At 66.4% G+C, this 22560-nt stretch carries 21 protein-coding genes and 1 riboswitch; of the genes, 14 read left to right on the forward strand and 7 right to left on the reverse strand.

Annotated elements, in window-relative coordinates:
* Positions 1-51: 51 nt before the first annotated feature.
* Positions 52-1497, reverse strand: a complete 1446-nt coding sequence (gene gltX, locus Q319_RS0100450) for a glutamate--tRNA ligase (RefSeq protein WP_029479743.1) — start codon at positions 1495-1497, stop codon at positions 52-54.
* A gap of 71 nt (positions 1498-1568) precedes the next feature.
* Here gltX and Q319_RS0100455 point away from each other — a divergent pair, with 71 nt between their 5' ends.
* The 3 genes from Q319_RS0100455 to Q319_RS0100465 all read left to right on the forward strand — a co-directional run bounded on the left by Q319_RS0100455 (position 1569) and on the right by Q319_RS0100465 (position 4130).
* A complete protein-coding gene (locus Q319_RS0100455) occupies positions 1569-2045 on the forward strand; it encodes a hypothetical protein (RefSeq protein WP_029479744.1) in 477 nt (158 codons plus the stop codon).
* Between the two features lie 53 nt (positions 2046-2098).
* Positions 2099-2665 (forward strand): flavin reductase family protein, encoded by a 567-nt coding sequence (locus Q319_RS0100460; RefSeq protein WP_029479745.1) that lies wholly within the window; start codon positions 2099-2101, stop codon positions 2663-2665.
* 133 nt (positions 2666-2798) lie between these two features.
* Positions 2799-4130, forward strand: a complete 1332-nt coding sequence (locus tag Q319_RS0100465) for a glycosyltransferase (RefSeq protein WP_245618854.1) — start codon at positions 2799-2801, stop codon at positions 4128-4130.
* A 78-nt stretch (positions 4131-4208) separates the two neighbouring features.
* On the opposite strand, the gene Q319_RS0100470 is transcribed toward Q319_RS0100465, so the two are convergent.
* Both Q319_RS0100470 and purH read right to left on the reverse strand, forming a co-directional pair.
* Entirely contained in the window at positions 4209-5084 is an 876-nt protein-coding gene (locus tag Q319_RS0100470) for a bifunctional 5,10-methylenetetrahydrofolate dehydrogenase/5,10-methenyltetrahydrofolate cyclohydrolase (RefSeq protein ID WP_029479747.1), read from the reverse strand.
* Between the two features lie 19 nt (positions 5085-5103).
* Entirely contained in the window at positions 5104-6636 is a 1533-nt protein-coding gene (gene purH, locus Q319_RS0100475; protein WP_029479748.1) for a bifunctional phosphoribosylaminoimidazolecarboxamide formyltransferase/IMP cyclohydrolase, read from the reverse strand.
* 49 nt (positions 6637-6685) lie between these two features.
* A riboswitch (ZMP/ZTP riboswitch) is annotated at positions 6686-6772 on the reverse strand.
* Positions 6773-7220: 448 nt separating this feature from the next.
* On the opposite strand from purH, the gene Q319_RS0100480 reads away from it, so the two are divergent.
* From Q319_RS0100480 to Q319_RS0100500, 5 genes are all read left to right on the forward strand, one after another.
* Positions 7221-7970: a TVP38/TMEM64 family protein gene (locus Q319_RS0100480; RefSeq protein ID WP_034413126.1), complete on the forward strand. Its 750-nt coding sequence runs from the start codon at positions 7221-7223 to the stop codon at positions 7968-7970.
* 92 nt (positions 7971-8062) lie between these two features.
* The gene (gene purM, locus Q319_RS0100485; protein ID WP_029479750.1) at positions 8063-9142 is read left to right on the forward strand and encodes a phosphoribosylformylglycinamidine cyclo-ligase; all 1080 of its coding nucleotides are present in this window, start codon (positions 8063-8065) and stop codon (positions 9140-9142) included.
* The gene (locus tag Q319_RS0100490; protein ID WP_245618856.1) at positions 9139-9879 is read left to right on the forward strand and encodes a histidine phosphatase family protein; all 741 of its coding nucleotides are present in this window, start codon (positions 9139-9141) and stop codon (positions 9877-9879) included. The genes purM and Q319_RS0100490 overlap by 4 nt, the downstream gene beginning before the upstream one ends.
* Positions 9876-10805 carry a methylmalonyl Co-A mutase-associated GTPase MeaB gene (gene meaB / locus Q319_RS0100495; RefSeq protein WP_029479752.1) on the forward strand — a complete coding sequence of 310 codons (930 nt, stop codon included), beginning with the start codon at positions 9876-9878 and terminating at the stop codon, positions 10803-10805. Before Q319_RS0100490 ends, meaB begins: the two co-directional genes overlap by 4 nt.
* A gap of 4 nt (positions 10806-10809) precedes the next feature.
* The gene (locus Q319_RS0100500; protein WP_029479753.1) at positions 10810-11340 is read left to right on the forward strand and encodes an isoprenylcysteine carboxyl methyltransferase family protein; all 531 of its coding nucleotides are present in this window, start codon (positions 10810-10812) and stop codon (positions 11338-11340) included.
* A gap of 18 nt (positions 11341-11358) precedes the next feature.
* Here the strand turns inward: Q319_RS0100500 and Q319_RS0100505 are convergent, their stop codons facing one another.
* On the reverse strand, positions 11359-11937 hold the full coding sequence (locus Q319_RS0100505; protein ID WP_029479754.1) for a hypothetical protein: 579 nt from the start codon (positions 11935-11937) through the stop codon (positions 11359-11361).
* 188 nt (positions 11938-12125) lie between these two features.
* On the opposite strand from Q319_RS0100505, the gene Q319_RS0100510 reads away from it, so the two are divergent.
* A complete protein-coding gene (locus Q319_RS0100510) occupies positions 12126-13298 on the forward strand; it encodes an MFS transporter (protein WP_029479755.1) in 1173 nt (390 codons plus the stop codon).
* 51 nt (positions 13299-13349) lie between these two features.
* Here the strand turns inward: Q319_RS0100510 and Q319_RS0100515 are convergent, their stop codons facing one another.
* Together Q319_RS0100515 and Q319_RS0100520 are read right to left on the reverse strand one after the other, a co-directional pair.
* On the reverse strand, positions 13350-14813 hold the full coding sequence (locus Q319_RS0100515) for a glycoside hydrolase family 13 protein (RefSeq protein WP_029479756.1): 1464 nt from the start codon (positions 14811-14813) through the stop codon (positions 13350-13352).
* A 36-nt stretch (positions 14814-14849) separates the two neighbouring features.
* A complete protein-coding gene (locus tag Q319_RS0100520; protein ID WP_029479757.1) occupies positions 14850-16160 on the reverse strand; it encodes a CCA tRNA nucleotidyltransferase in 1311 nt (436 codons plus the stop codon).
* 345 nt (positions 16161-16505) lie between these two features.
* On the opposite strand from Q319_RS0100520, the gene Q319_RS0100525 reads away from it, so the two are divergent.
* From Q319_RS0100525 to Q319_RS0100545, 5 genes are all read left to right on the forward strand, one after another.
* Positions 16506-17366: an ABC transporter substrate-binding protein gene (locus Q319_RS0100525; RefSeq protein WP_029479758.1), complete on the forward strand. Its 861-nt coding sequence runs from the start codon at positions 16506-16508 to the stop codon at positions 17364-17366.
* A 146-nt stretch (positions 17367-17512) separates the two neighbouring features.
* Positions 17513-18562 (forward strand): FecCD family ABC transporter permease, encoded by a 1050-nt coding sequence (locus Q319_RS0100530; RefSeq protein ID WP_029479759.1) that lies wholly within the window; start codon positions 17513-17515, stop codon positions 18560-18562.
* A gap of 137 nt (positions 18563-18699) precedes the next feature.
* Positions 18700-19425: an ABC transporter ATP-binding protein gene (locus Q319_RS0100535; RefSeq protein ID WP_245618862.1), complete on the forward strand. Its 726-nt coding sequence runs from the start codon at positions 18700-18702 to the stop codon at positions 19423-19425.
* Between the two features lie 19 nt (positions 19426-19444).
* Positions 19445-19783 (forward strand): (2Fe-2S) ferredoxin domain-containing protein, encoded by a 339-nt coding sequence (locus tag Q319_RS0100540; RefSeq protein ID WP_029479761.1) that lies wholly within the window; start codon positions 19445-19447, stop codon positions 19781-19783.
* 47 nt (positions 19784-19830) lie between these two features.
* The gene (locus tag Q319_RS0100545) at positions 19831-20715 is read left to right on the forward strand and encodes a GNAT family N-acetyltransferase (RefSeq protein WP_029479762.1); all 885 of its coding nucleotides are present in this window, start codon (positions 19831-19833) and stop codon (positions 20713-20715) included.
* On the opposite strand, the gene Q319_RS0100550 is transcribed toward Q319_RS0100545, so the two are convergent.
* Entirely contained in the window at positions 20712-22355 is a 1644-nt protein-coding gene (locus Q319_RS0100550) for a peptide chain release factor 3 (RefSeq protein WP_245618858.1), read from the reverse strand. The two genes, Q319_RS0100545 and Q319_RS0100550, sit on opposite strands and share 4 nt — an antisense overlap.
* Positions 22356-22560: the final 205 nt, after the last annotated feature.

Raw genomic sequence — 22560 nt, forward strand, 5'->3', positions numbered from 1 at the left:
TGAGTATAGGGGTGTGTGCGGCGGGGGTCGTGTGTTGTGGGGAAAGGAAGTTCAGCGTGCCGCCCGCTCCACCCGCAACACCACCCGCTCCCGGCCCAGGGCTTCGAGCATCTGCGGCAGATCGGGACTTTCCAGCGTTCCGGCGACGGCGGCGCGCACCGGGGGCATCACCTTGCCCAGCTTGAGGCCCTTTTCCTCTGCGAAGGCGTGGAACATGGCGCTGAGGCTCTCCGCATCGAAACTGGGCAGGTTCTTGAGGCGGCCAGCCAGCTCCGGCAGCAGCTCCCGCGCGTTGTCGATGGCCTTTTGCGCCTTCTCGTTCACCGGATAGTCTTCGGACCAGTAGTAACCGGTCTTGTCCAGAAAATCGCTGAACACTTCGATACGCGGAATCAGCAGCCGGGTCACGGCGCGGAAATAATCATCTAAAGGCAACTCGGACTTGTGGGCCAGCAGGTAGTCGTGCAACCGCTTGACCACCTCCTCCTCGCTCAACACCTCGCGCAGATATTTGCCGTTGTACCAGCGCAGCTTGTCCTGATCGAACACCGGGCCGCCCAGCGTCACGTCCTCCAGCCGGAAGGTGCGCTGAAACTCGTCCAGATCAAAGATTTCGGTGCCGTCCGGGTGGGTCCAGCCCATCGTCGCCAGGAAGTTGAGCATGGCTTCGGGCAGATAGCCCTGATCCATGTACCACTCGACGCTGGTGGGGTTCTTGCGCTTGCTGATCTTGGATTTGTCGGCGTTCCGCAGCAGCGGCATGTGGGCGAAGCGGGGCGCGTCCCAGCCGAAAGCGCGGTACAGCAGGACGTGAATGGGGGTGCTGGTGATCCATTCCTCGGCGCGCACCACGTCGGTCACGCCCATCAGGTGATCGTCCACCACGTTCGCCAGATGGTAGGTGGGGTAGCCGTCGGCCTTGAGCAGCACCTTGTCGTCGATCTCGGCGTTCTGGAACACAATTGGCTCGCGCAGCAGATCGTTGACCACCGTTTCGCCGTCGTGCGGCACCTTCAGGCGCACCACCGCCGCGTCCCCTGCCGCCACCCGCCGCGCGGCCTGTTCGGGGTCCAGATCGCGGCTGGGCACGGCGATCACGGTGCCGTCCGCCTGCGCCTTCTCGCGCAGCTCGGTCAGTTCGTCGGGCGTCTCGAAGGCGTAATAGGCGTGGCCGCCTTCCACCAGTTGCCGGGCATGCTGGCCATACAGCTCGGTGCGCTCGGACTGGCGGTAGGGACCGTTGGGGCCGTCCTGAAGCGGGGACTCGTCGGGGGTCAGCCCCAGCCACTGCATCATCTGAAAGATGCGCTTCTCGCTGTCGGCCACGTAACGGTTCTGGTCCGTGTCCTCGATCCGCAGGATGAACTTGCCGCCGCCCTGCCGCGCCAGGACAGAGTTGAACAGGCCGATATAGGCGGTGCCGACATGCGGGTCCCCGGTGGGACTGGGGGCGATGCGGGTCACGGTGGGCGGCGTGTTGGGCTGGAGGGAAGACATGGGCCACAGGATACGGGGCATGGGGCAGGCGTCCGCCCCTGTGCGTCCCTCCAGTGTGTTTATGATGCTCTATGCGACTGTTGCTGCCCGTGCTGACTGCTGGCCTGAGCGTTTGCGTCCTGGCCTCCTGCAACGCCTTTTCCCCGATTCCCAATGAGGCGGACATCAACGTGAACGGCAGTTACACTGGGCGGCTGGTGGGGCAGAACAACGACAGCGCCGTTCTGGACATCACCATCGTGGAAAAGGACTTGGCAGTCACTGGCACGGTCAGGAGCCGCGCGACAAATGAGAGTTACACCCTGATTGGCACCCGCAGCGTGTACAAGGCCAGCCCGGTCACACTCAACGCCACCTCCAACCTGGGGAGCGGCAGCCCCTGCTCCGGCGGCTTCACCGAGCGTTACGGCGTGCAGGTCACGTTCTACAACGTCAGCAAGTACAGCGGCGCGGGCGGTACCGGTTTTGTGAACCATGACGTCTGCAAGTCCGGGCAGTGGGAGCGCACCGAACTGAACAGCGGGCAACTGGAACTGGCGCGCAAGTAGGACGGGGTCAGGTACGGCGGCAGATGCTGACCCCGCCCGCTATCCTGCCTTCCATGCTCAGCGAGACAGGCACGCAGTTTTTCGGCTATTACCCCGGCACGGTGGCGCTGGTCACTGCCGAACACACCACTTCCGAACATGGCCTGGTCCGCAACGTGATGGCGGCGGGCTGGCACACCGCCCTGAGCGCCCAGCCCCCGATGTACGGCGTGCTGATCGGCAGGGAGCGGGCCACGCATGGGCTGGTGGCGGGGAGCGGCACGTTCGGGATCAATTTCCTGCCCGCCTCGCACGCGAAGCCGGTTCAGGGGACGGGTGTGCTGTCGCTGCACGACCTGCCCCAAAAGGACAAGCTGGCCCGCCTGGGCCTGCAAACCCTGCCAGACGCGCCGCTGGCCCTGGCCGACGCTTACCTGTACTACCGCTGCCGGGTGATTCAGACCGTGCCCACCGGGGACCACGATCTGTTCGTGGGCGTGGTGCTGGAGGTTCGCCACGATCCCGCCTTCTACAATGAACGGCGGCTGTTCACGGGCGAGGCGGCGGTGTATCTGGGCCGCAGTTCGTATGTAAAAACCAAGCAGGGGCGCGAGGTCTACCCGCCCGAAAGTTTCGATTGAAGAGAGAACGCCCAGTAGCGTGGGGCCTATTTCTCATTTGGCCCTTTTCAAGCCCACAATCCGCGTTGCATAGTTAAGAAGACTGCAAAGTCGGGTGAACCGGGCCGAGCGCCTGACGCCACCGGGGGAGCTTTTGACTGACGCACTGCATGGATTTCTGACCATTCTCGATCTGCTGGGCCTGCTGATGCTGGGCCTGTACTTTCTGCAAATGCTGCTGTCGGCCACGTTGCCCCGGCCCCGGCGGCTGTATCCGGCAGACGAGGCATTGCGTTTTACCTTCGTGGTCCCCGCGCTGAACGAGGACGCGGTGATCGAGGCCACCGTCCGCAACCTGCGCGAGGTGGCCCCCGAAGCCCGCGTGGCCGTGATCAACGACGGCAGCGATGACCGCACGGCAGAACTGGTGGAACGGCTGGCGCGGAATGACGCGGGCGTGATCCTGCTGCGCCGCATCGCCCCGGAGGCCCGCCAGGGCAAGGGCAAGGCCATGAACTGGGCGGTGTCGATCCTGCTGCGGGACCTGCGCTCAACGGGCGCGGACCTGCAAAAAGAGGTCTTCGTGGTGGTGGACGCCGACGGGCGCGTGACCCCTGGCCTGCTGCCCGAGGCGCGGCGCGTGCTGGCCCACGCGGACGTGGTGGCCGCGCAGGCCCGCGTGCGAATCCGGCAGTCCCCCGGCAAATTGGGATTAAAAAACGTGGTGGGCCGCATGCTAGAGCAGCAGCAGGACCTGGAATTCTTCATCACCCGCCACATTCAACTGATGCGCTCGTGGTGGCACAGCGCCGCCCTGTGCGGCAACGGGCAATTCATGCGCGCCAGCTATGTGGCGGCCATGTTCGACGCCGGGCGGACGCCGTGGCCTGACGTGCTGCTCGAAGATTTTGGCAGCGCCGCCGAGGCCCGGCTGGTCAACCCGCGTCACCGGCTGGTCTTTTTAGAGGCGGCGGTCACGCAGCAGGGCCTGCCCGATCTGCGCCGCTTCTCGCGCCAGCGCGCCCGCTGGACGCAGGGCACCATGCAGTGCCTGCCGTATCTGGCGCAGTTGTGGCGCAGGCCCGTCCCAGTGCTGGCCCGTCTGGACCTGAGCTACTTCATCCTGGGACCGTGGCTCAGCGGCATCATCGTGCTGTCGTTCCTGACCCAGCCGCTGCGCTGGGCGATGGGCACGCAGGGGCTGGTGCTGGACGCGAAAGTCAGCCTGATCATCACTGTCATCAACCTGATCATTCAGTTGCAGTGGGTGGCCCGTTACAGGCGCGAGAACCGTCTGTCGCTGGGCCGCACCGCCTTCACCCTCGCCAGCCTGCCCGTCTACGGGTTTGCCCTGTTCCTGAGCCTGCCGATGGCCTATCGCCACTACTTCATGGGCCGCGTGACCTGGGACAAGAGCCTGCGTCACGCCGAACCAGGGGAGGGACAGCCGGGTGAACTGCTGACCGTGGGCCGGGGCAGCGACTAGAGATTGGAGGAGATGAAAGGCCCTCTTCCCTGCGGAGAGGGCTTTTCTGGTGAGGGGGAGGGATGATGAGTTTGGCTCCTACTCCACCGCCTCCCCACGTTGTAATTTCACTGCGCGGACGAGGTTCTGGTACATCAGGGCGCTGGTCAGCGGGCCGACGCCGCCGGGCACGGGCGTCTGCGCCCGCACGGGGAGGTCCGGCATGGCATCCCCTACCATCTCTCCCCCGTCCTGCACGTTGATTCCGGCGTCGATCACGACGTGATGGGGTTGGACGTGTTCAGGCTTCAAAAGTCCGGCTCTGCCCACGGCCACCACCACCGCGTCCAGCGGAGCCAGCACCCCGGCCAGATCACGGGTGTATTCGTTGGACAGCGTCACCGTGACGCCCCGGTTGTTGAGCATGAAGGTCAGCGGGCGGCCCACCGTGCGCCCCGGCCCGATCACGGCCACCCGCAGGCCGCGCAGGTCGTCACCCAGCACGCGCCGCAGCAAAAAGCGCACGCTGCGCGGCGTGGGCGGCAGCAAAGCTTCAGATTCCCGTCCCGCCGCGATCAGGGCGAGGTTGGCAGGGGTTAGCCCCTCCACATCCTTGCGCGGCGCGATGTGCAGCAGGGCGGCGTCGGCATCCAGCCCAGCAGCCAGCGGCAGCTCCAGCACGACGCCATGTACCGAGTCGTCCGCTGAGAGTTCGCGTAGCGCCCCTTCCAGCTCCTGCTGAGACGCCCCGGCCCCCAGCTCGCGCACGCTGAAGTCCACGCCCAGCCGCCCGGCCCGCCGTGCCTTGCTGTCCACATACACCCGCGAAGCCTCGTCGGCAGAGGCCAGCACGCTGACCAGATGCGGGCGGAAATCCCAGCCAGCGAGGGCTACTCTGACGCCCTTGATGACCTCATCAGCCAGTGGCTTGCCGAGGAGCGAACGGGGAGATGTGCCTCTTTCACCGTCAACCATCAACCATCAACCTTCTTCATCAGTGCCGGAAGTGACGAGAACCTGTGAAGACCATGCTCAGGCCCAATTCGTTGGCGGCGGCGATCACCTCGGGGTCACGTTTTGCGCCCCCCGGTTGCAGAATGGCGGTGACTCCAGCGCCCGCCGCCAGCCGGACCACATCGTCAAACGGAAAGAACGCCTCGGAGGCCAGGGACGCGCCGTGCGCCCGCTCTCCCGCGTTCGCCACCGCGCGTTCGGCAGCCCAGATGCGGCTGACGGCCCCCGCGCCCAGGCCCACGCTGACGCCGCCGCGCGCCAGCACCACCGCGTTGCTGCGGGCGTGCTTGACCACCGCCCACGCGAAGCGCAGATCGTTCCATTCCTCGTCGCGGGGCTGCCGCGTGGTCACCACTTCCGGGCACAGGTCATCCCACGGGCGGGTGTCGCGTTCCTGCACGGCGAATCCCCCGACCAGCGGGCGCAGGTCCAGCACGCTGACGGCTTCGGCCTTTCCGGCGATCAGCACGCGCAGATCGGGCTTTTTGGCGGCGAACCACTCCACGGCTTCCGGCGTCACGTCTGGGGCGATCAGCACTTCCAGAAAGGTGCCGCGCATGGCCTGGGCCGCGTTCAGATCAACCCTTCCACTGACCGCCACCACGCCCCCGAAGACGCTGAGGGTGTCGGCGTCCCGCGCCAGTTCCCAGGCCGCGCGCACGTCGTTGGCCCGCGCCACGCCACAGGGGTTGCCATGTTTGACGGCCACGCAGACCATGCCTTCTTCCTGTGCTGCCAGTTCCGTACACAGCGCCCAGGCGGCGTCCGCATCGGCGTAGTTGTTGAAACTCATGGGTTTTCCAGCCACCACGCGGGCGTCCATCACCGGGCCGTGCGCGCCGCCCCAGCGGTAGATCGCGCCGGGCTGGTGGGGGTTCTCGCCGTAACGGACCTCGGCCACCTTGGACAGATTCAGCGTCAGTTCGGGCGGGAGTCTGGTAGGCAGTTCGTCCGAATCGCCCTCCAGATACGCAGTGATGGCGGCGTCGTATTCGCTGGTGTGGCGGTACGCCTTGGCGGCCAGTCGGCGGCGTTCGGTCCCGCTGACTTCATCCTGAAGGGCCAGCTCGTAATCCGCCGGATCCACCAGCACCAGCACGCCCGCGTGGTTCTTGGCTGCCGAGCGGATCATGGCCGGGCCGCCAATGTCGATGTTCTCGATCACGTCGGCGTCGGGTGCGCCGCGTGCCACCGTTTCGCGGAAGGGGTACAGGTTGACGCACACCAGATCGATGGTGCCAAAGCCCTGGGCCGCCAGTTCGGCCAGGTGACCGTCCTCGCGCCGGGCCAGGATGCCGCCGTGGATGGCCGGGTGCAGCGTCTTGACGCGTCCGTCCAGCATCTCGGGAAATCCGGTCATATCGCTGACCGCCGTGACTGGCACGCCTGCTTCCTGCAAGGCCGCGAAGGTGCCCCCCGTGCTGAGCAGCGTCCAGCCGCGTTCTGTGAGTGAACGCCCGAATTCCACCACTCCTGTCTTGTCGCTGACCGAAATAAGAGCTTGTTTGCCCATTGTTTATCGCCTCCGAGAAAGGAACCCGGACGCGCCGCGTGTGCGGCAGACGTCCGACCCAGGCGCGCGATCAAATGGAATTCGGAGCGGCTTCCCCGTGGTTGGCCCACGTTCAGCGCCAGTTGCCGTCCGCTGTGGGGCCAAGCATAGCGCAGGTGGAGTGTTTTTCTGGAGAGTCGTTCGGGCAGCCCCACCCCCCAGCCCCCTCCCCCAGGGGGGCAGGGGGAGCCAGCGTTGCACTGGGCAGGAGGATTGGGCGTTCTGGACGGAGATGGGCGGCGGTATCCGGGTCTGATGCCCGGCTCCGCCCAGTGACGTGCGGCCCGTGCGCTACGCGCCCGACGGCCTTCGGTTGCCGTTTCGGTGGGGGTGCTGGGTCTGGCGTTGAAGGCTTGAACATTTTCAAGAGTGTCGGGCCACTCGCCGATTCCCGCTTCCTCCACCTCAAGGCGGGACTCGTTGTCAGGCACGCTCTGGCCTGGAGAAAGGAGGATCAGAAGAACGGGCGAAGTTCGTGTCTTCTGCCCACCGCTCATCCAATAGTCGGGCGCAACTCCCGGCCCCCTGGGCCTACACTGGGCCGGATGACCGCTGCCCGCCGCCCGCCGCGTCACCTGCGTCTGATCCTGATGGCCGGACTGCTGGCGCTGCTGCTGGGCACCCTGCTAATTCCGGAGGTGCGGGGGTTTCTGGGACGCGGCTACGCGGCGCTGATCTCGCAGGACCCGGAGGTCACGCACCGTTTTGTGTACACGCTGGGCTGGGCCGGACCCGTCGCCCTGCTGGTGGCCTATGTGATCCAGGCGGTGATTCCGGTGCTGCCCTCGCTGGTGCTGACGGCGGTGACGGTGCGGGCCTACGGTTTCGTGGCGGGCTTTTTTATCGTGCTTGCTGGGGCGCTGCTGGGGGCGGCGGCGGGCTACGGCCTGGGGCGGGTGCTGGGCGAACCCATGATCCGCGCGCTGGCCGGGGAACGGGCCAGGACGCAGGCGCAGAGCTTCATGAATAGGTACGGCGCGCAGGGTGTGCTGCTGGTGCGCCTGATGCCGGTGCTGCCCGCTGAGGTCCTCAGTCTGGTGGCGGGGGCGGCCCGCATGGGGTTCCGTCCGTTCATGCTGGCCACCGCCGTGGGCGTGCTGCCGGTCACGTTGCTGGTGGTGTGGCTCAGCGGGTCGGCGCAGCGGCTGCTGTGGGGGCTGGTGATCATGTCGCTGGTGGTGGGGGGGCTGGCGCTTGGGCGCTGGTGGCTGGCACGGCGGGCGGGCCGTGTGGATGGTCAGGCCCAGGGACAGACAGAGGTGGACCCGGTTCAGGACGCTCAGCCCAGAACGTGAACTGGCCCAGAGCCTGAATCACCCCGGAATCTAAAGCCCCGGCTCGGGTAAACTGCGTCCCATGCCCGTCCATGCGGCGGGGCAGGAGGACCATGACTCAGACCGATAGGGACGCCCCAGCCGCGTCCGCCTACGAACGCGCAGGCGTCAGCATCGACGCCGGACAGCGCGCCGTGGCCCTGATGAAAGACGCCGTGGCCCGCACCCACACCCCCGCCGTGCTGGGCGGCATCGGCGGCTTCGGGGGCCTGTTCAGCGCCTCGGCCTTCGCGGGCCTGTCAGACCCGGTGCTGGTGGCCTCTACCGACGGTGTGGGCACCAAGACCAAGGTGGCCGTGCGGCTGGGGCAGCCCGGCGGCCTGGGCGCGGACATCGTCAACCACTGCGCCAACGACATTCTGGTGCAGGGCGCGCGCCCGCTGTTTTTCCTCGATTACGTGGCGATGGGCAAGCTGGCCCCCGAAACTGTGGCCGCTGTCGTGACGGGGGCGGCGCGGGCCTGTGAGGCGCTGGGCGTGGCCCTGCTGGGCGGCGAGACTGCCGAGATGCCCGGCGTCTATGTGGACGGCGAACTGGACATCGTGGGCACGATTGTCGGGGTGGTGGACCGGGGAGCGCTGGTGGACGGCTCACGCATCAAGGCCGGGGACGTGGTGATCGCCCTGCCCAGTGTCGGCCTGCATACCAATGGCTTCTCGCTGGCCCGGCTGGCCCTGGACGGGCTGGACTGGCAGGAGGCCCGCGCCGATCTGGACGGTCAGACCCTGGCCGAGCTGCTGCCCGTGCCGCACCGCGCTTACGTCTCGGCCCACGACGCGCTCATGGGGGGCGGTGTGGACGTGCGCGGCATGGCCCACATCACGGGTGGCGGTCTGGTGGACAACCCGCCGCGCGTCTTTCCGCCCGGCGTCGGCATGAGCATCAACACCTCATCGTGGACCGTGCCGCCGCTGTTTGAATTGATCGTGAAAGAGGCGCAGGTGGAGCGTGCCGAAGCCTTCCGCGCCCTGAATATGGGTGTGGGCTTCCTGTTCATCGTGCCTGCTGCCGACTCGGAGGCGGCCCTGTCCGCCCTGCGCGGCGCTGGCGAGCAGCCCTGGGTGATCGGGCAGATGGTGGCGGGGGGCGGCGTGGTGTTTGACGGAGCGGCGTTCGGTGGAGGAGAGGCTTGACCTCTTCCATCAGACCCCGCAGCCACAAGGGCAGGCTGGCCCCCTTCGGGTTCACGCCGCCGGACCGCCGCAGCGCCACCGAATTCTGGGTGGTCCGTCACGGCGAGAGTACCTGGAACACCGAGGGACGCTACCAGGGTCAGGCGGACGTGCCGCTGAGCCATGTCGGCATCTTGCAGGCGGCCAGCCTCGCGGAACGGATGACCGGGCAGCACTTCGATGCTGTGTACACCAGTGACTTGCGGCGTGCGGCCCAGACGGCGGAAGCGGTGGCCGAACGCCTGGATGGGCCGCCCCCGGTCCAACTTGATCCCGGCCTGCGCGAGATCGACGTGGGCGAGTTGTCCGGTCTGGTGATCGCGGATATTCGTGAGCAGTACCCCGAGTATCTGGAAGCCCTGAAGGCCGATCCCTGGGCCACCCGGCGGCCCGGCGGCGAGAGCATGGAAGACCTGTATGCCCGTAGCGGCGCGGCGTTCGAGACCCTGCGTGCCCGGCATCCGGGACAGCGCGTGCTGGTCTTCACGCACGGCGGCGTGGTGCGTGTGGCGGTGGGGCTGGCGCTGGGCGGCGTCCCCGCCAATGCCTGGGCACGCCTGAGCGTCACCAACACCAGCATCACCCGCGTTCTGCTGGGCGAGAACAGCGGCACCCTGCTGGGCTTCAACGACGACGCCCACCTGGAAGACCTGATCGAGGCCACCGAGGCCGACGACGTGCTGGGGCAGGCGCAGTGACCGTTCCGGCCACGGACCTCGCCGCCCGCTACGCTGCGGGCGATCTGCGCGCCCTGGCCCGTGCCGTCACGCTGGCCGAGGCCGGACTCCCCGCCGCCCGGCCCCTGCTCAGGATCGCGCGTTCGGGCGGAATCCGCTCGGTGGTGGTGGGCATCACGGGCAGCCCCGGCAGCGGCAAAAGCACCCTGACCGACGCGCTGATTTCCGTGCTGCGGGCGCAGGGCAAACGGGTGGCGGTGCTGGCGGTGGACCCCAGCAGCCCTTATTCCGGCGGCGCGATTCTGGGGGACCGTATCCGCATGTTGCGTCACCACGCCGATTCCGGGGTGTTCGTGCGCTCGCTGGCCAGCCGGGGCGCGCTGGGCGGTCTGTCGGCCCGCACGATGGCGGTGCTGGCGCTGCTGGAAGGCGGCGGCTTCGACTGGATCATCCTCGAAACCGTGGGCGTGGGTCAGTCGGAGGTGGACGTGGCTGCCGCGTGTGACCACACCCTGCTGGTGGTCACCCCTGCGGGGGGCGACGGGGTGCAGGCGTTCAAGGCCGGAATCATGGAGATCGCGGACGTGATCGCCGTGAACAAGTCGGACCTGCCCGGCTCGTCCCGCACGGTGCGCGAATTGACCTCGGCGCAGGCGTTGGGCTGGCACGACGAACACACCTGGCTGGCCCCGGTTCGCAAGACCATCGCCTCGGCAGGCGAGGGCATCGAGAGCGTCGTCGAGGCCGTTCTCAAGCACCGCGCCCATCTGGGCGACGCGGGCCTCGCGGAACGCCGCCGCCTGCGCGCCGAATTCGAGGTCCGCTCGCTGGTGCAAGAACGCCTGCTGCGCCGTGCCCGCAACGCTGGCGGTGACCTCTACGCCCGCGTGGCGCGCGGTGAACTGGACGCCGAGGCGGCGGCGGATGAGCTGCTGAGCGGGCCATGAACGCGTGAAGGCCCGTGCCCTCGCCCCAGTTCTCCTCGCCTTTCTCGGCGTTCAGCGCCTGCTGGAGCTGCGGCTGGCCCGCGCCAACGAGCGCTGGGCACGCGAACGCGGCGCGGTGGAATACGGGCGGGAACATTACCCGCTGTTCTTCGTGCTGCATCCGGCCTGGATGCTGGCCACCTTTTTAGAGGGCCGAGCGTCCGGTCAGCGGGTGAACTGGCCTGCGCTGGCGCTCTTTCTGCTGGCCCAGCCGCTGCGGTACTGGGTCATTCGCACGCTGGGAAGGTCCTGGAACACCCGAATTCTGATCGTGCCGGGTGGAGAGCGCATCACGGGCGGTCCGTTCCGCTTCCTGAAGCACCCCAATTACGCGGTGGTGGCGCTGGAACTGGCCGCCGCGCCGCTGGCCGTGGGGGCGTGGCGCACCGCCCTGGCCTTCACGCTGCTGAACGCCGCGCTGCTGCTGCTGATCCGCATTCCGGCAGAGGAGCGGGCGCTGGCGCACTACGCCCTGACCCGGCCTGACCCGAATTGAAGACAGGCTCAGCGCCGGCTATTCAGGATTGGGAAAACGTCTCTCCAGTTCCAGCCCTCTGGGCGTGTCGGCGATCTGCAAGGCGGCGTGGACCGCCATGCCCTGCAATTCCAGGCGCGTGCGGCCTCGGAAATTGGTGCGCTCCACCACGGCGGCCACCGCGCGCACGGTCCAGCCGCGCTTGGCGGCCAGCAGCGCGACGAGCAGTTCAGGCAGGCCGTCCTGAAGCTGCCGGGTCAGGATCACGGCGGTCCGAATGTCTTCGGGCAGGGGGTCCGGCGTGGGCAGGGACCAGTGGTTCACTTCCTCATCTGGCAGTTCCGCACTTTCTGCATTGGGGTGTTCGTCTTCCGTCTCGGGCGACGCGGTCCCGTCGGGCTGGGCCACGACGACGGGCGTGCCGCGCATCCGGGCCAGCCCACGCGCCATCTTTTCGGCGTCTGGCAGGGCGATCACCACATCGAAGCCCGGCATGAGCAGATCGAGGTGATCCAGCACGGCGGCGCGGTCACGCAGGCTCAGGTCGCTCAGGCGGTCCTCGAACAGGGTCTCGCTGGGGAGTGCCCGGGTGATCACAGCGAGGAGCGGTCGGGCCATGCCCTAGCCTAGCGGTTTTTGCTGGTCTTGGAAGCACTCTGTTCAGAGTGGCTGCTGCTGTTCAGATGGAGTCTTGCCGGGGGCACGCTGGGGACAGGGACCAGCCGCACCGTGAAGGCCAGGGGACTGATCCGTCTGCCCGGACGGCCTGCGCCCAGTTCAGCACGGCGCAGAGTAATCTGCGTCCCATGCAGGTCCGTGTCAGCACTCCGACTCCCGTGATCCAGCACGGCACGGCCATTGCCCTGGCTGTCACTGCGGGCCACTTCATCAACGACGCCTACGGCGCGATGCTCACGCCGCTGATGCCCGCGCTGCAAAGCAAGTACGGCGTGAGCATCGCCGCCGTCACGTTGCTGTCCAGCGTCTACAGCCTGACCAGCAGCGTGATGCAGCCCCTGCTGGGCATTCTGGGCGAGCGGCTGGACCGCCGCTACTCTGCCGCGCTGGGGCCGCTGATGACCGGGCTGGGCCTGACCCTGATGGGCTTCGTGCCGTGGTTTGGCGCGCTGATCCTGCTGGTGGCGGTGGCGGGTTTCGGCAGCGGTTTCTTTCATCCGGCGGGGGCGGCCTACGTGGCGCAGAACAGCCCACCCAATAAGCGGGGCCTGTGGGCCAGCATCTTCAGTGCGGGCGGCACGGCGGGCATGGCGCTGGGGCCGGTCTTTGCCGGGGTGGGCCTGACGCATCTGCCGTGGTTTGCGCTGATCGGCGTGGTGTTCGCGGCCATCACGTTCGCGGTCACGCCGCCGGGCACGCAGAAGGCCCGCAAGATCAAACTGCGCGAGTACGTGCAGATCTTCCAGGGGCCGATGCAGTGGCTGTGGGGCATGGCGGTGCTGCGCTCGCTGGCCAGCATGGGCTACAACACCATGCTGCCCTTCATGCTGTACGCGCGCGGCTTCGGGCTGCGCGAGGTGGGCGTGACCCTGGCGATCTACGCCATTGCCAGCGCCATCGGCGGCATCGTGGGCGGACGCCTGAGTGACCGTTACGGGCGCACCCCGATTCTGCGCGCCGCCATCCTGACCACCATCCCGTTCTTCGCCGTATTGATCCTGTCCAATCCCAGCCAATGGTGGTTCTACCCTCTGACCTTCATGGTGGGGGCGGCGGTCAATGCCAGCATTCCGGTGGGCGTGGTCACCGCGCAGGAGTACGCCCCGGAGCATGTGGCGGTGGCCAGCAGCATCATGATGGGCTTTTCCTGGGGCTTTGCGGGCCTGCTGATCTTTCTGGTGGGGATGCTGGCCGACGCCACCACGCCCACCACGGCAGCCCTAGTCAGCATCAGCCTGCTGATTCCCAGCGCCATGATCGCCTACCGCCTGCCGGAACCGGAGAAAGCGGAGTTCAGCTAGAGCCTGCCGCTTGGATAAGAGGCGCGGGTGGGTTGACCTTCCCGCGCTTTTTCAGCTCTCCCGAATCAGGACCACGCCGCCCCGCGCCCCCACTTCCAGTTCCGCGCCTTCCGCCAGTTCGTAGGTCTGACCGCTCAGCACATCGCGGTACGTCCCGGCCTCCACGCCAGTCAAGGGCAGGCGGACCGATTCGTGGGCGCAGTTCAGGGCCACATAGGCGCAGCGTCCCTCGTGGCAGCGGGCGTACAGAAGCGATTCCCCCTCGGCGTGTAGAACCTCAAAATCCCCGCGTTGCAGCGGGCGGCTGGTGTGGCGGGCCGCCGTCAGCCTGCGCGTCAGCTCCAGCGTGTCCGTGTCCCACTCTGAATCGTTCCAGGGAAAGGCCCGGCGGCAGTCGGGATCGGGGCCGCCGTGCAATCCGATCTCGTCGCCGTAGTAGATGCACGGCGCGCCGGGGTAGGTCATCTGGAAGATGGTGGCGAGGCGGAAGGCCGTGGCGTCGCCGCCCACCGCCGTAATAAAACGGGCGGTGTCGTGCGAGTCCAGCAGGTTGAGCTGGGCGCTGACGATCTCGGGGTGGTACATGCGGGCCACCTCCGTCATGCGGGCGGCGAAGGCGGGGGCGTCTACCGGGTCCACACGGCCTGTGCCGCTGCGCTCGTTCATGGGATGGTCCAGCGTGCGTGCGCCGAAAAAGGCCAGACAGGGGCGGGTGAAGTGGTAGTTCATCACGGCGTCGAACTGATCGCCGCGCAGCCAGCGGTGGGCGTCGCCCCAGATTTCACCGACGATGTACGCCTCCGGGTTGACTGCCTTGACGCGGCGGCGGAACTCCTGCCAGAAGGAATCGTCGTCGATCTCGTTGGGCACGTCCAGCCGCCAGCCGTCGATGCCGAACTGGGTCCAGTACTCGGCCACCTCCCACAGAAAGTCGCGCACGGCGGGATGGTTCGTGTTGAATTTGGGCAGCGCGCGGTTGCCCCACCACGCCGCGTACCCGGCGGGTTTTTCATCGTTGTAGGCGTGCAGCGGCCAGCCTTCCGGGTGAAACCAGTCGCGGTAGGCGCTGTCCTGGCCCTGTTCCAGCAGATCATTGAACTGGAAAAAGCCCCGGCTGCTGTGGTTGAACACGCCGTCCAGCACCACGCGCATACCGCGCCCGTGGGCCTCGTCGATCAGCGCCCGCAAGGCCGCGTTGCCGCCCAGCATGGGGTCCACCTGAAAGTAATCGTGGGTGTGGTAGCGGTGGTTTGAAGCCGACTGGAACACCGGGCAAAAATAAATGGCATTCACGCCCAGGCTCTGGATGTGGTCCAGTTTCTCGATCACTCCCCACAGGTCGCCGCCCATGTAGCGGTTAAATTCCGGCTTGTCACCCCATGCCTGCAAATTCATTCCGTTCATGCGCCCGCTGCGGGCAAAGCGGTCCGGGAAGATCTGGTAGAACACGGCGTCCTTGACCCATTCGGGCGTGGTGGGATGGGCGGTGTCGGGGGCGGTCAGCACGGCGGTCATCTGCGCGCCAGCATAGCGGAGAGGGACTGACAGGGTTCATTCAGTCGGGCGTGTTCTGTCTGCCCAGTCCAGCACGAACGCCCGCGCCTCTACTTCATCCAATACCTCGCCCAGCGCCACGGCCTCGTTCAGCGCTCGTATCGCCTCGCCAATGCGCGGGCCGGGTGGAATGTCCAGCAGCGCCATCACGTCCGCGCCTGTCAACAGCGGCCTGGGAGGTGCGGGCTGCACTTCCAGCGCCTCCAGCACGCGGCCCATCGCCACGGCGTAGGCATGACGGCTGGCCTCGGAACTGCTCGGCCCACGCGCTGCCTCGCGGTCTGCCAGCATCACCCACAGCAGGTCCGGCAGCAGATCGCGGCGGCGGTGAACGAAGCGGCGGGCCTCCTTTTCTCCGGCGGGCAGCGGGACCATGTGGGCCTCCACCAACCCGGCAACGTGCTTGATGTCGCCTGCGGGCAGCTTGAGGCGGGTCAGCATCTGCGTGGTCAGTGCCGCGCCCAGCTTGTCGTGGCCGTAGAAATGGGTGTGGCCTGTTTCGGGATTAACTGTGTGGGAGCGGGGTTTGCCCACGTCATGCAGCAGGGCGGCCCAGCGCAGGGGCAGCGGCGCGTCCGGCAGACGGGCCAGAAGCTGGTGCAGCGCCTCCAGCCCATGTTCGAACACGTCCAGATGGTGAAAACCGCCCTGCTGCAAGCCCATGCCCTCGCGCAATTCGGGCAGGGTCAGGGCCAGCAGTCCCAGGTCTTCTAAACGTTTCAGGCCATGTGCGGCGTCCGGGTGCAGCAATAGGGCGTGCAACTCGTCGCGGATGCGCTCGAAGGCGGGCATCCTGAGCGTGCCGTCGGCCAGATGCGCCGTCACCTCGCGCACCACCCGTTCGGTCTCAGGCTCCAGCCGGAAGCCCAGCGTCAGCTCCAGCCGCGCCGCCCGCCACGCCCGCAACGGATCGGCCCTCAGGTTGGCCGCCGAAACCATTCGCAGCCGCTGCGCCCTGAGATCGGCCTGCCCGCCTGCTGGGTCCACAATCTTCCTTGCTTCAGTCAACGCCAGCGCATTCACGGTGAAATCCCGCCGCAGCAGATCGTCGTTCACGTCGGCGGGCAGCGGCACGAAGTCGTGGTGCGCTTCGCCGTCCAGATGCACCCGCCAGTAGCCGCGTTCCTCGTCCAGCGGGAAGGCCGAGCCGCCCAGCGCGTCCGCCATCGCCCGCGCCGCCTGCGCTGGGTCCGGCACCGCCCAGTCGTAATCCTTCGGGGCCACGCCGCGTAGCCAGTCACGCGCCGCGCCGCCCACCAGCAGACCACCAGGGGGAAAGGGGGGGAGCGGCGGGCGGCGGCGGAACATGTTGGACATGGTAAGGGTGCCGGGCCGCCGGTGTGTCTCAATTTCCCTGTTCCGACTGCCCTATACTGCCGCCGATGGGCGTGGGGAAAGCCGGTGACTGCTCTGCTTAGCGGGCATATTCCGGCACTGTCGCGCAACGGTAATCCACTTTAAGAGGTGGAAAGTCCGAACACCTGCCCTGTCCACGCTTCCCAGTGCGGAGGCGTGCGGCTGACCTCTCGCGGGAAGGAGGGAACGCCCGTGCGTGGCCCCCTTTGTTGCTGGCCCAGCGCAGCGGACGATTCTACTTTCCGCCCCAATTTTCGGGGCGGTTTTTCTGTGCGTGGGGGCGGTCAAGGAGCCACCATGAAATCAATCCTGACCCTGACTTTTGCTCTCGCCAGCCTGGCTGGAGCCACCACTTACCCGCTGACCCTGACCGACGATCTGGGGCGCAAGGTGACTCTCAAGGCCGAGCCGCAGCGCATCGTGAGTATGTTGCCCAGCGACAGTGAAACGCTGTGCGCCATCGGGGCCTGCGACAAGCTGGTGGGTGTGGACGACTACAGCGACTACCCGCAGCAGGTCACCAGGTTGCCGAAAATGGGCGGCCTGTATGATCCCAAGATCGAGGCCATCGTGGGGCAGCGGCCCGATCTGGTGCTGGTCAGCAAGTACGGCAAGATCGCCGAATCGCTGACGCAGGCCGGGATTACCGTGATCGCCGTGAACCCCGAAACCTACGAGGAAGTCTTCTCCAAGACGCTTGTGCTGGGCAAGATCGTCAACCGCGAGGCGCAGGCGAAGAATCTGGTCACGCAGATGCGCCGCGACATCGCCAAAATCGAGATTCTGACCAAGAACGCGGTCAAAAAGCCCACTGCCTACTATGAGGTGGATCCCACGCCATACAGCATCGGCCCCAATTCCTTCATGGGCGTGCTGCTGACCAAGGCCGGGGCGCGCAACATCATTCCGGCCAGCATGGGCGACTTCCCCAAGGTGGACCCGGAATTCATCGTCAAGGCCAATCCGCAATTTATTCTGGGTGTGGACGCCAAAACCGCCGCCGCCCGCCCCGGCTGGAGCAGCATGACGGCCATCAAGTCCGGCAAGACGCTGGCGCTGCCCAAAGGTCTGGACACCATCTTCTCGCGCCCTGGCCCGCGCATGCCGCTGGCGCTGGCACAGATGGCGAAGATCATTCACCCGGAACTTTTTAAGTAAGGCTTTGAGGTGACACGGATTCCGTCTGTTTCGTTAACAAACCGGGAAAGCGCCGGTTTGCCAACTCCACGCCCGGAACCCGCTCTTCTCCTTCTCGCGTCCGCTCGGATTTCATCATTTTTGCAAACGATTCAATCGGAGTTCGTATGAGAAGCGACGCGCAGCAGCCCGAGGCCCTGACCTCTGCCGCCCCAGGAGAGAAATCGCGCTGGGTCTGGCCGCGTACCTTTCTGCTGCTGCTCCTGCTGCTGTCAGCCATCGTGTTCGGCACTGGGCTTGGCAGCGTGAACATTGCGCCGGGGGATGTGCTGGGGGCGCTGTGGCGCGGGCTTGCCAGCCAGTTCACCGGGGCGGAGCTGGTCAGCAACGACGTGATCGTGTGGCAGATCAGGTTGCCGCGCGTGGTCATGGGCGTGCTGGTGGGGGCCAGCCTGTCGGTGTGCGGGGGCGCGTTTCAGGGCGTGTTCCGCAACCCGCTGGCCGATCCGTACCTGCTGGGTGTGGCGAGCGGCTCGGCGCTGGGGGCGACACTGGCGATTGTGCTGGACTGGCCGCACGCCCTGATTCCGGTGTCGGCGCTGGTGGTGGCGCTGCTGTCCGTGGCCGTCACCCTGTCGCTGGCACGCGAGGGCCGCCGCTTTCCACCCACCCGCCTGATCCTGGCCGGAGTGGTGGTGGGTAGCGTCCTGAGTGCCGCCACCACAGCTCTGATCCTGCGTGGAGAGGACCGCGCCCGGCAGGTGCTGGCCTATACCCTGGGCGATCTGGGCTTCAGCGGCTGGCGCGACGTGCTGACGGTGCTGCCCTACGCGGCGCTGGGCTGCGGCGTGCTGCTGCTGCTGGCCCGCGCGCTGGACACCCTGCAACTGGGTGACCTGACCGCCCGTTCGCTGGGCGTGCCTGTGGAACGGTTGCGCCTGATCGTGGTCATCGCTGCCAGTGTTGCCACGGCGGGAGCAGTGGCCTACGTGGGCATCATCGGTTTTATTGGACTCATTGTGCCGCACATGGTCCGCCTCGCTTTTGGCGCAAGCCACCGCATTCTGCTGCCGCTCTCGGCCTTGCTGGGCGGCGCGCTGCTGGTTTATGCCGACTTGCTGGCCCGCACCTCGCCGCTGTCGCAGGTGGGGATTGTAACCACGCTGCTGGGCGGCCCGTTTTTCCTGTGGCTGCTGCGCCGGGAGAAGGAAATATGAGGGGTCTGAGGGTCAAAGGGTCTGAGGGTCCAAGGGCTTCAAAATCAGCCGCTCTCGAACCATCAACCATCAACCATCAACCGTCAACGGCGCTGGAAGCCGTCAACCTGCGCGTCCACGCCGGAACCTTCCCCGCCGTGCGCGGCGTTAATGCCCGCTTTGATGTCGGCACCTTCTCGGCAGTGATCGGCCCCAATGGCGCGGGAAAGTCCACGCTGCTGCGGGCGCTGCTGGGTCTGAATAAACCCCAATCTGGCGAGGTCTGCCTGTTCGGGCGTCCGCTGCAAAGCTGGAGCCGCCCCGAACGCTCGCGGGCGCTGGCGTATCTGGCCCAGACCGAGGGACTGTCCGATGCCACGAAGGTCCGCGACGTGGTGGCGTTGGGACGCGGTGCGGGCGACTGGCGCTTCGGCCTGCTGCCCACCCGCCCCTGGACGGACGACGATGACGCGGCGGTGGACAGCGCCCTGGACCGCACCGACACCCGCCGTTTTGAGGCCCGCAAGGTGGCCGAACTCTCCGGCGGCGAACGGCAGCGGGTGGCCCTGGCCCGCGCCCTGGCCGGGCAGCCACGTTTCCTGCTGCTGGACGAACCCACCAACCACCTGGACCTCGCCTACGCTCTGGAAGTCATCCGTTACCTGCGCTGCGAGGTGGCCGGGGGCCTGGGCGTGGTGGCCGTGCTGCACGACCTGAATCTGGCGGCGCGGGCTGACTGGCTGTTGCTACTGCATCAGGGAGAAGTGCTGGCGGCAGGACCACCCGCTGAGGTGCTGACCCCCGAAAACCTGCTGGCCTCCTACGGCGTCCGCGCAAGAGTGGTGCGGGATGCAGACCGCCTGCTGGTCATCCCGGAGGATTAAACCGGAAGAGGTAAACACTATGGCTCCAAAGTATTTCAAAACCTCCGGTCACATCCTGGTCTGCCAGGGGCCAAACTGTCAGGCACGCGGCTCCGTGTTGCTGTACAAGGCGCTGTGGAAGCATCTGGAAAACGCCTCGCTGGCCTACTACAAGACGGGCGGCAGCATTCGCCTGAGCGAGAGCGGTTGCCTGGGTTCGTGCAGCTACGGCCCCAGCCTGTGCATCTACCGTCAGACGCAGGAGGGGCTGGAGGAAGGCTGGTTCGCGGCGGTGGACTTTCCGCAGGCGGCGCGGCTTGCCCAGGCCGTGCATGACGGGGTGGCGCTGCCGGATGAGGGAAAGTATGGGCCGGAGTAGGGCAAGTGGCGGATGACAGTTAGCGTGTCAGCCCTCAGACTTGAGCGATGGAATGGACCCACCGCCCGTACCGTGACGAAAAGGATTTCCTGGCGCTGCTGGCCTTTCTGAGTGACTGCAATGCGGCGGCCCCCACTGCCGGATACATCCAGCCGGGCGATCTGAGCTGGTGGCTGCGGCAAAACGAGATTCTGAATCCACCGGATTGCGTTGAGATTTTTGAGGATGATGCCGGGAAGATTCTGGGTTTCACCTTCAACAACCCGCTCACCTGGGCCGCGATTCAGGCGCTGCCTGGCACCCCAGGAGCTGTGCTGGACGACATGCTGCGTCATGTGCGCGGGCGGGCCGGAGACGCGGAGCTGACTGTGGCGGCCTTTGATGGCGACGGCCCACTGATGGAGACACTGGAGCGGCAAGGCTTCAAGCGCAACGGCGAACGAATGCTCCAGTATGAATATCATCCCGCCGACCAGGGCGTGCCAGCGCTGCCCAGTCTGCCCGCCGGATTCTCGTTCATCTCAATTGCGGACCACCGCGAACTCAGCGCGGCGCGGGTGGAGTTGCACCAGGCGGTCTGGCATCCATCGCGGGTCACGTTGACGGCCTATCAACATCTACGGGCGTCTCCGGCCTACGACCCCGAACTGGACGTGGCGCTGATGGGTCCAGACGGACAACTGGTGTCCTACGCGCTGGGCTGGTTTGACCCCCACGCCAGATCGGGTCTGATGGAACCCGTCGGTACCCATCCCGAATACCGCCGCAGTGGGCTGGGCCACCTGACCGTGCAGGAGGTCAATCGGCGACTCACAGAGCGCGGCTCCGAGAGAACTGTAATCGTCTCCTTTGAAAAGAACGCGGCGTCAGTCAGGCTCTACGCCTCCGTCGGGTTCAAGGTCACGGGCTATGTGAATGACTACGTGGGCTAAACCCGAGTCAGATCCTTCGGCAGCGGTAGGAACTCAATTTCCGGGTGCTGCTCGGCGGTGTATTCCAGATCGTATTTGCTGCGGAACAGCATCACCGGGCGGCCCTGATCGTCCTCCACATGGCGGGCGAAGCGGGCCACACTGCTGGCGTCCCCGGCCAGCCAGCGCACGAGCTGATAGCCGGTGATGTTCATGTCCACATCCACGCCGTACTCCTCCTGCAAGCGGGCCTGAAAGACCTCAAATTGCAGTGGCCCCACCGCGCCCAGATACGGGTCACGCGCGCCGTCGGTGGGGAAGAAGGTCTGCACGACGCCTTCCTCGGCCAGTTGGGTCAGGCCCTTCATGAACGCCTTGCGCTTGCCCACGTCCTTGAGGGCCAGCGTGGCGAAGGTTTCGGGCGTGAAGCGTGGGAAGCTGGGCAGCGCTACTTTCGCGTCTAGGCTGATCACATCCCCGATCTGAAACACGCCGGGGTTAACCAGTCCCACGATGTCGCCGGGAAACGCTTCCTCCACCTTCTCGCGGTCCTGAGCAAACAGCGTGTGCGCCTGAGAAAGCCGCAGCTTGCGCCCGCTGCGGGTGTGCGTCACGTCCATGCCGCGCACGAAATGGCCGCTCATCACGCGCATGAAGGCCGTGCGGTCCCGGTGGTGCTTGCTCATGTTGGCCTGCAATTTGAAGATGAATCCGGCAAACGGCGCTTCGGGGTCACGCTCACCCAGCGTCGTCTCGGTGGGGCCGGGCGGGGGGGCCAACTCCACGAAATTGCTCAGGAAGTGTTCCACGCCAAAGTTGTTCATGGCGCTCCCAAAAAAAACCGGGGTCAGCTCGCCCGACAGAAAGGCCGCCGCATCAAATTCGGGCATGGCCGCCTCGATCAGCTCCACATCCTCCTTGAGCTTGGCCGCCAGATCAGCGCCTACTAGCCCGATCAGGCGCGGATCGTCCAGGCCCGCCGTCTGCATCGGGGCGCGGTGCTTGCCGCCGGAGGTGCGCTCAAAGGCCAGCACCTGCCCGGTCTGGAGGTCATAGACGCCCTTGAAGTCCTGGCCGTCCCCGATGGGCCACGTCAGCGGAACTGCCGTGATCTGGAGGACGTTTTCCAGTTGCTGAAGCAGGTCAAAGGGGTCCAGTGCCGGACGGTCCATCTTATTCACGAAGGTGAGAATCGGCGTGTGGCGGTTGCGGCACACCGCGAACAGTTTCTCGGTCTGGATCTGCACGCCACGCGCCGCGTCCAGCACCATCAGGGCGCTGTCGGCGGCGGTCAGGGTACGGTAGGTGTCCTCGGAAAAATCCTGGTGACCGGGGGTATCCAGCAGATTGATGTGCCGTCCCTCGTACTCAAAGGTCAGCGCCGAGCTGGAAATGGAAATCCCGCGCTGCTGCTCAATGCTCATCCAGTCGGACTTGGTGTGGGCGCGGCCTTCCTTGGCGGTCACCGATCCGGCTTCCAGAATCGCGCCCCCGTACAGCAGCAGCTTCTCGGTAATGGTGGTCTTGCCCGCATCCGGGTGAGAGATAATGGCAAAGGTACGGCGGCGGGCAATTTCTGCGTCTAGCACGGCATTATGGACCTCGGCGGTCTGTGGTGCGGCAGCCTGGGTCTCCGTCGGGTTGGGTTCGGTGGTGGTCATGGGTGGCTCCTGCGGGGGCTTGTCAAACAGCGCCGCTCGTTCTGAGAAGGGGGTAGAAATGGGCGTCCTCAACTCTCGCTAGGGCGGCGGAAGGAGAACGGTCATGCGCCCATTCTAGCGCGTCACCGGGGAATCCGTTTGGAGGCGGTACCCGGAAGCATCCCCTGGTGGGTGTCTCCGATTCTGCCCATATCGCTCTGGCCCC

It is taken from the genome of Deinococcus marmoris DSM 12784 (genome assembly GCF_000701405.1).
Classification (GTDB): domain Bacteria; phylum Deinococcota; class Deinococci; order Deinococcales; family Deinococcaceae; genus Deinococcus; species Deinococcus marmoris.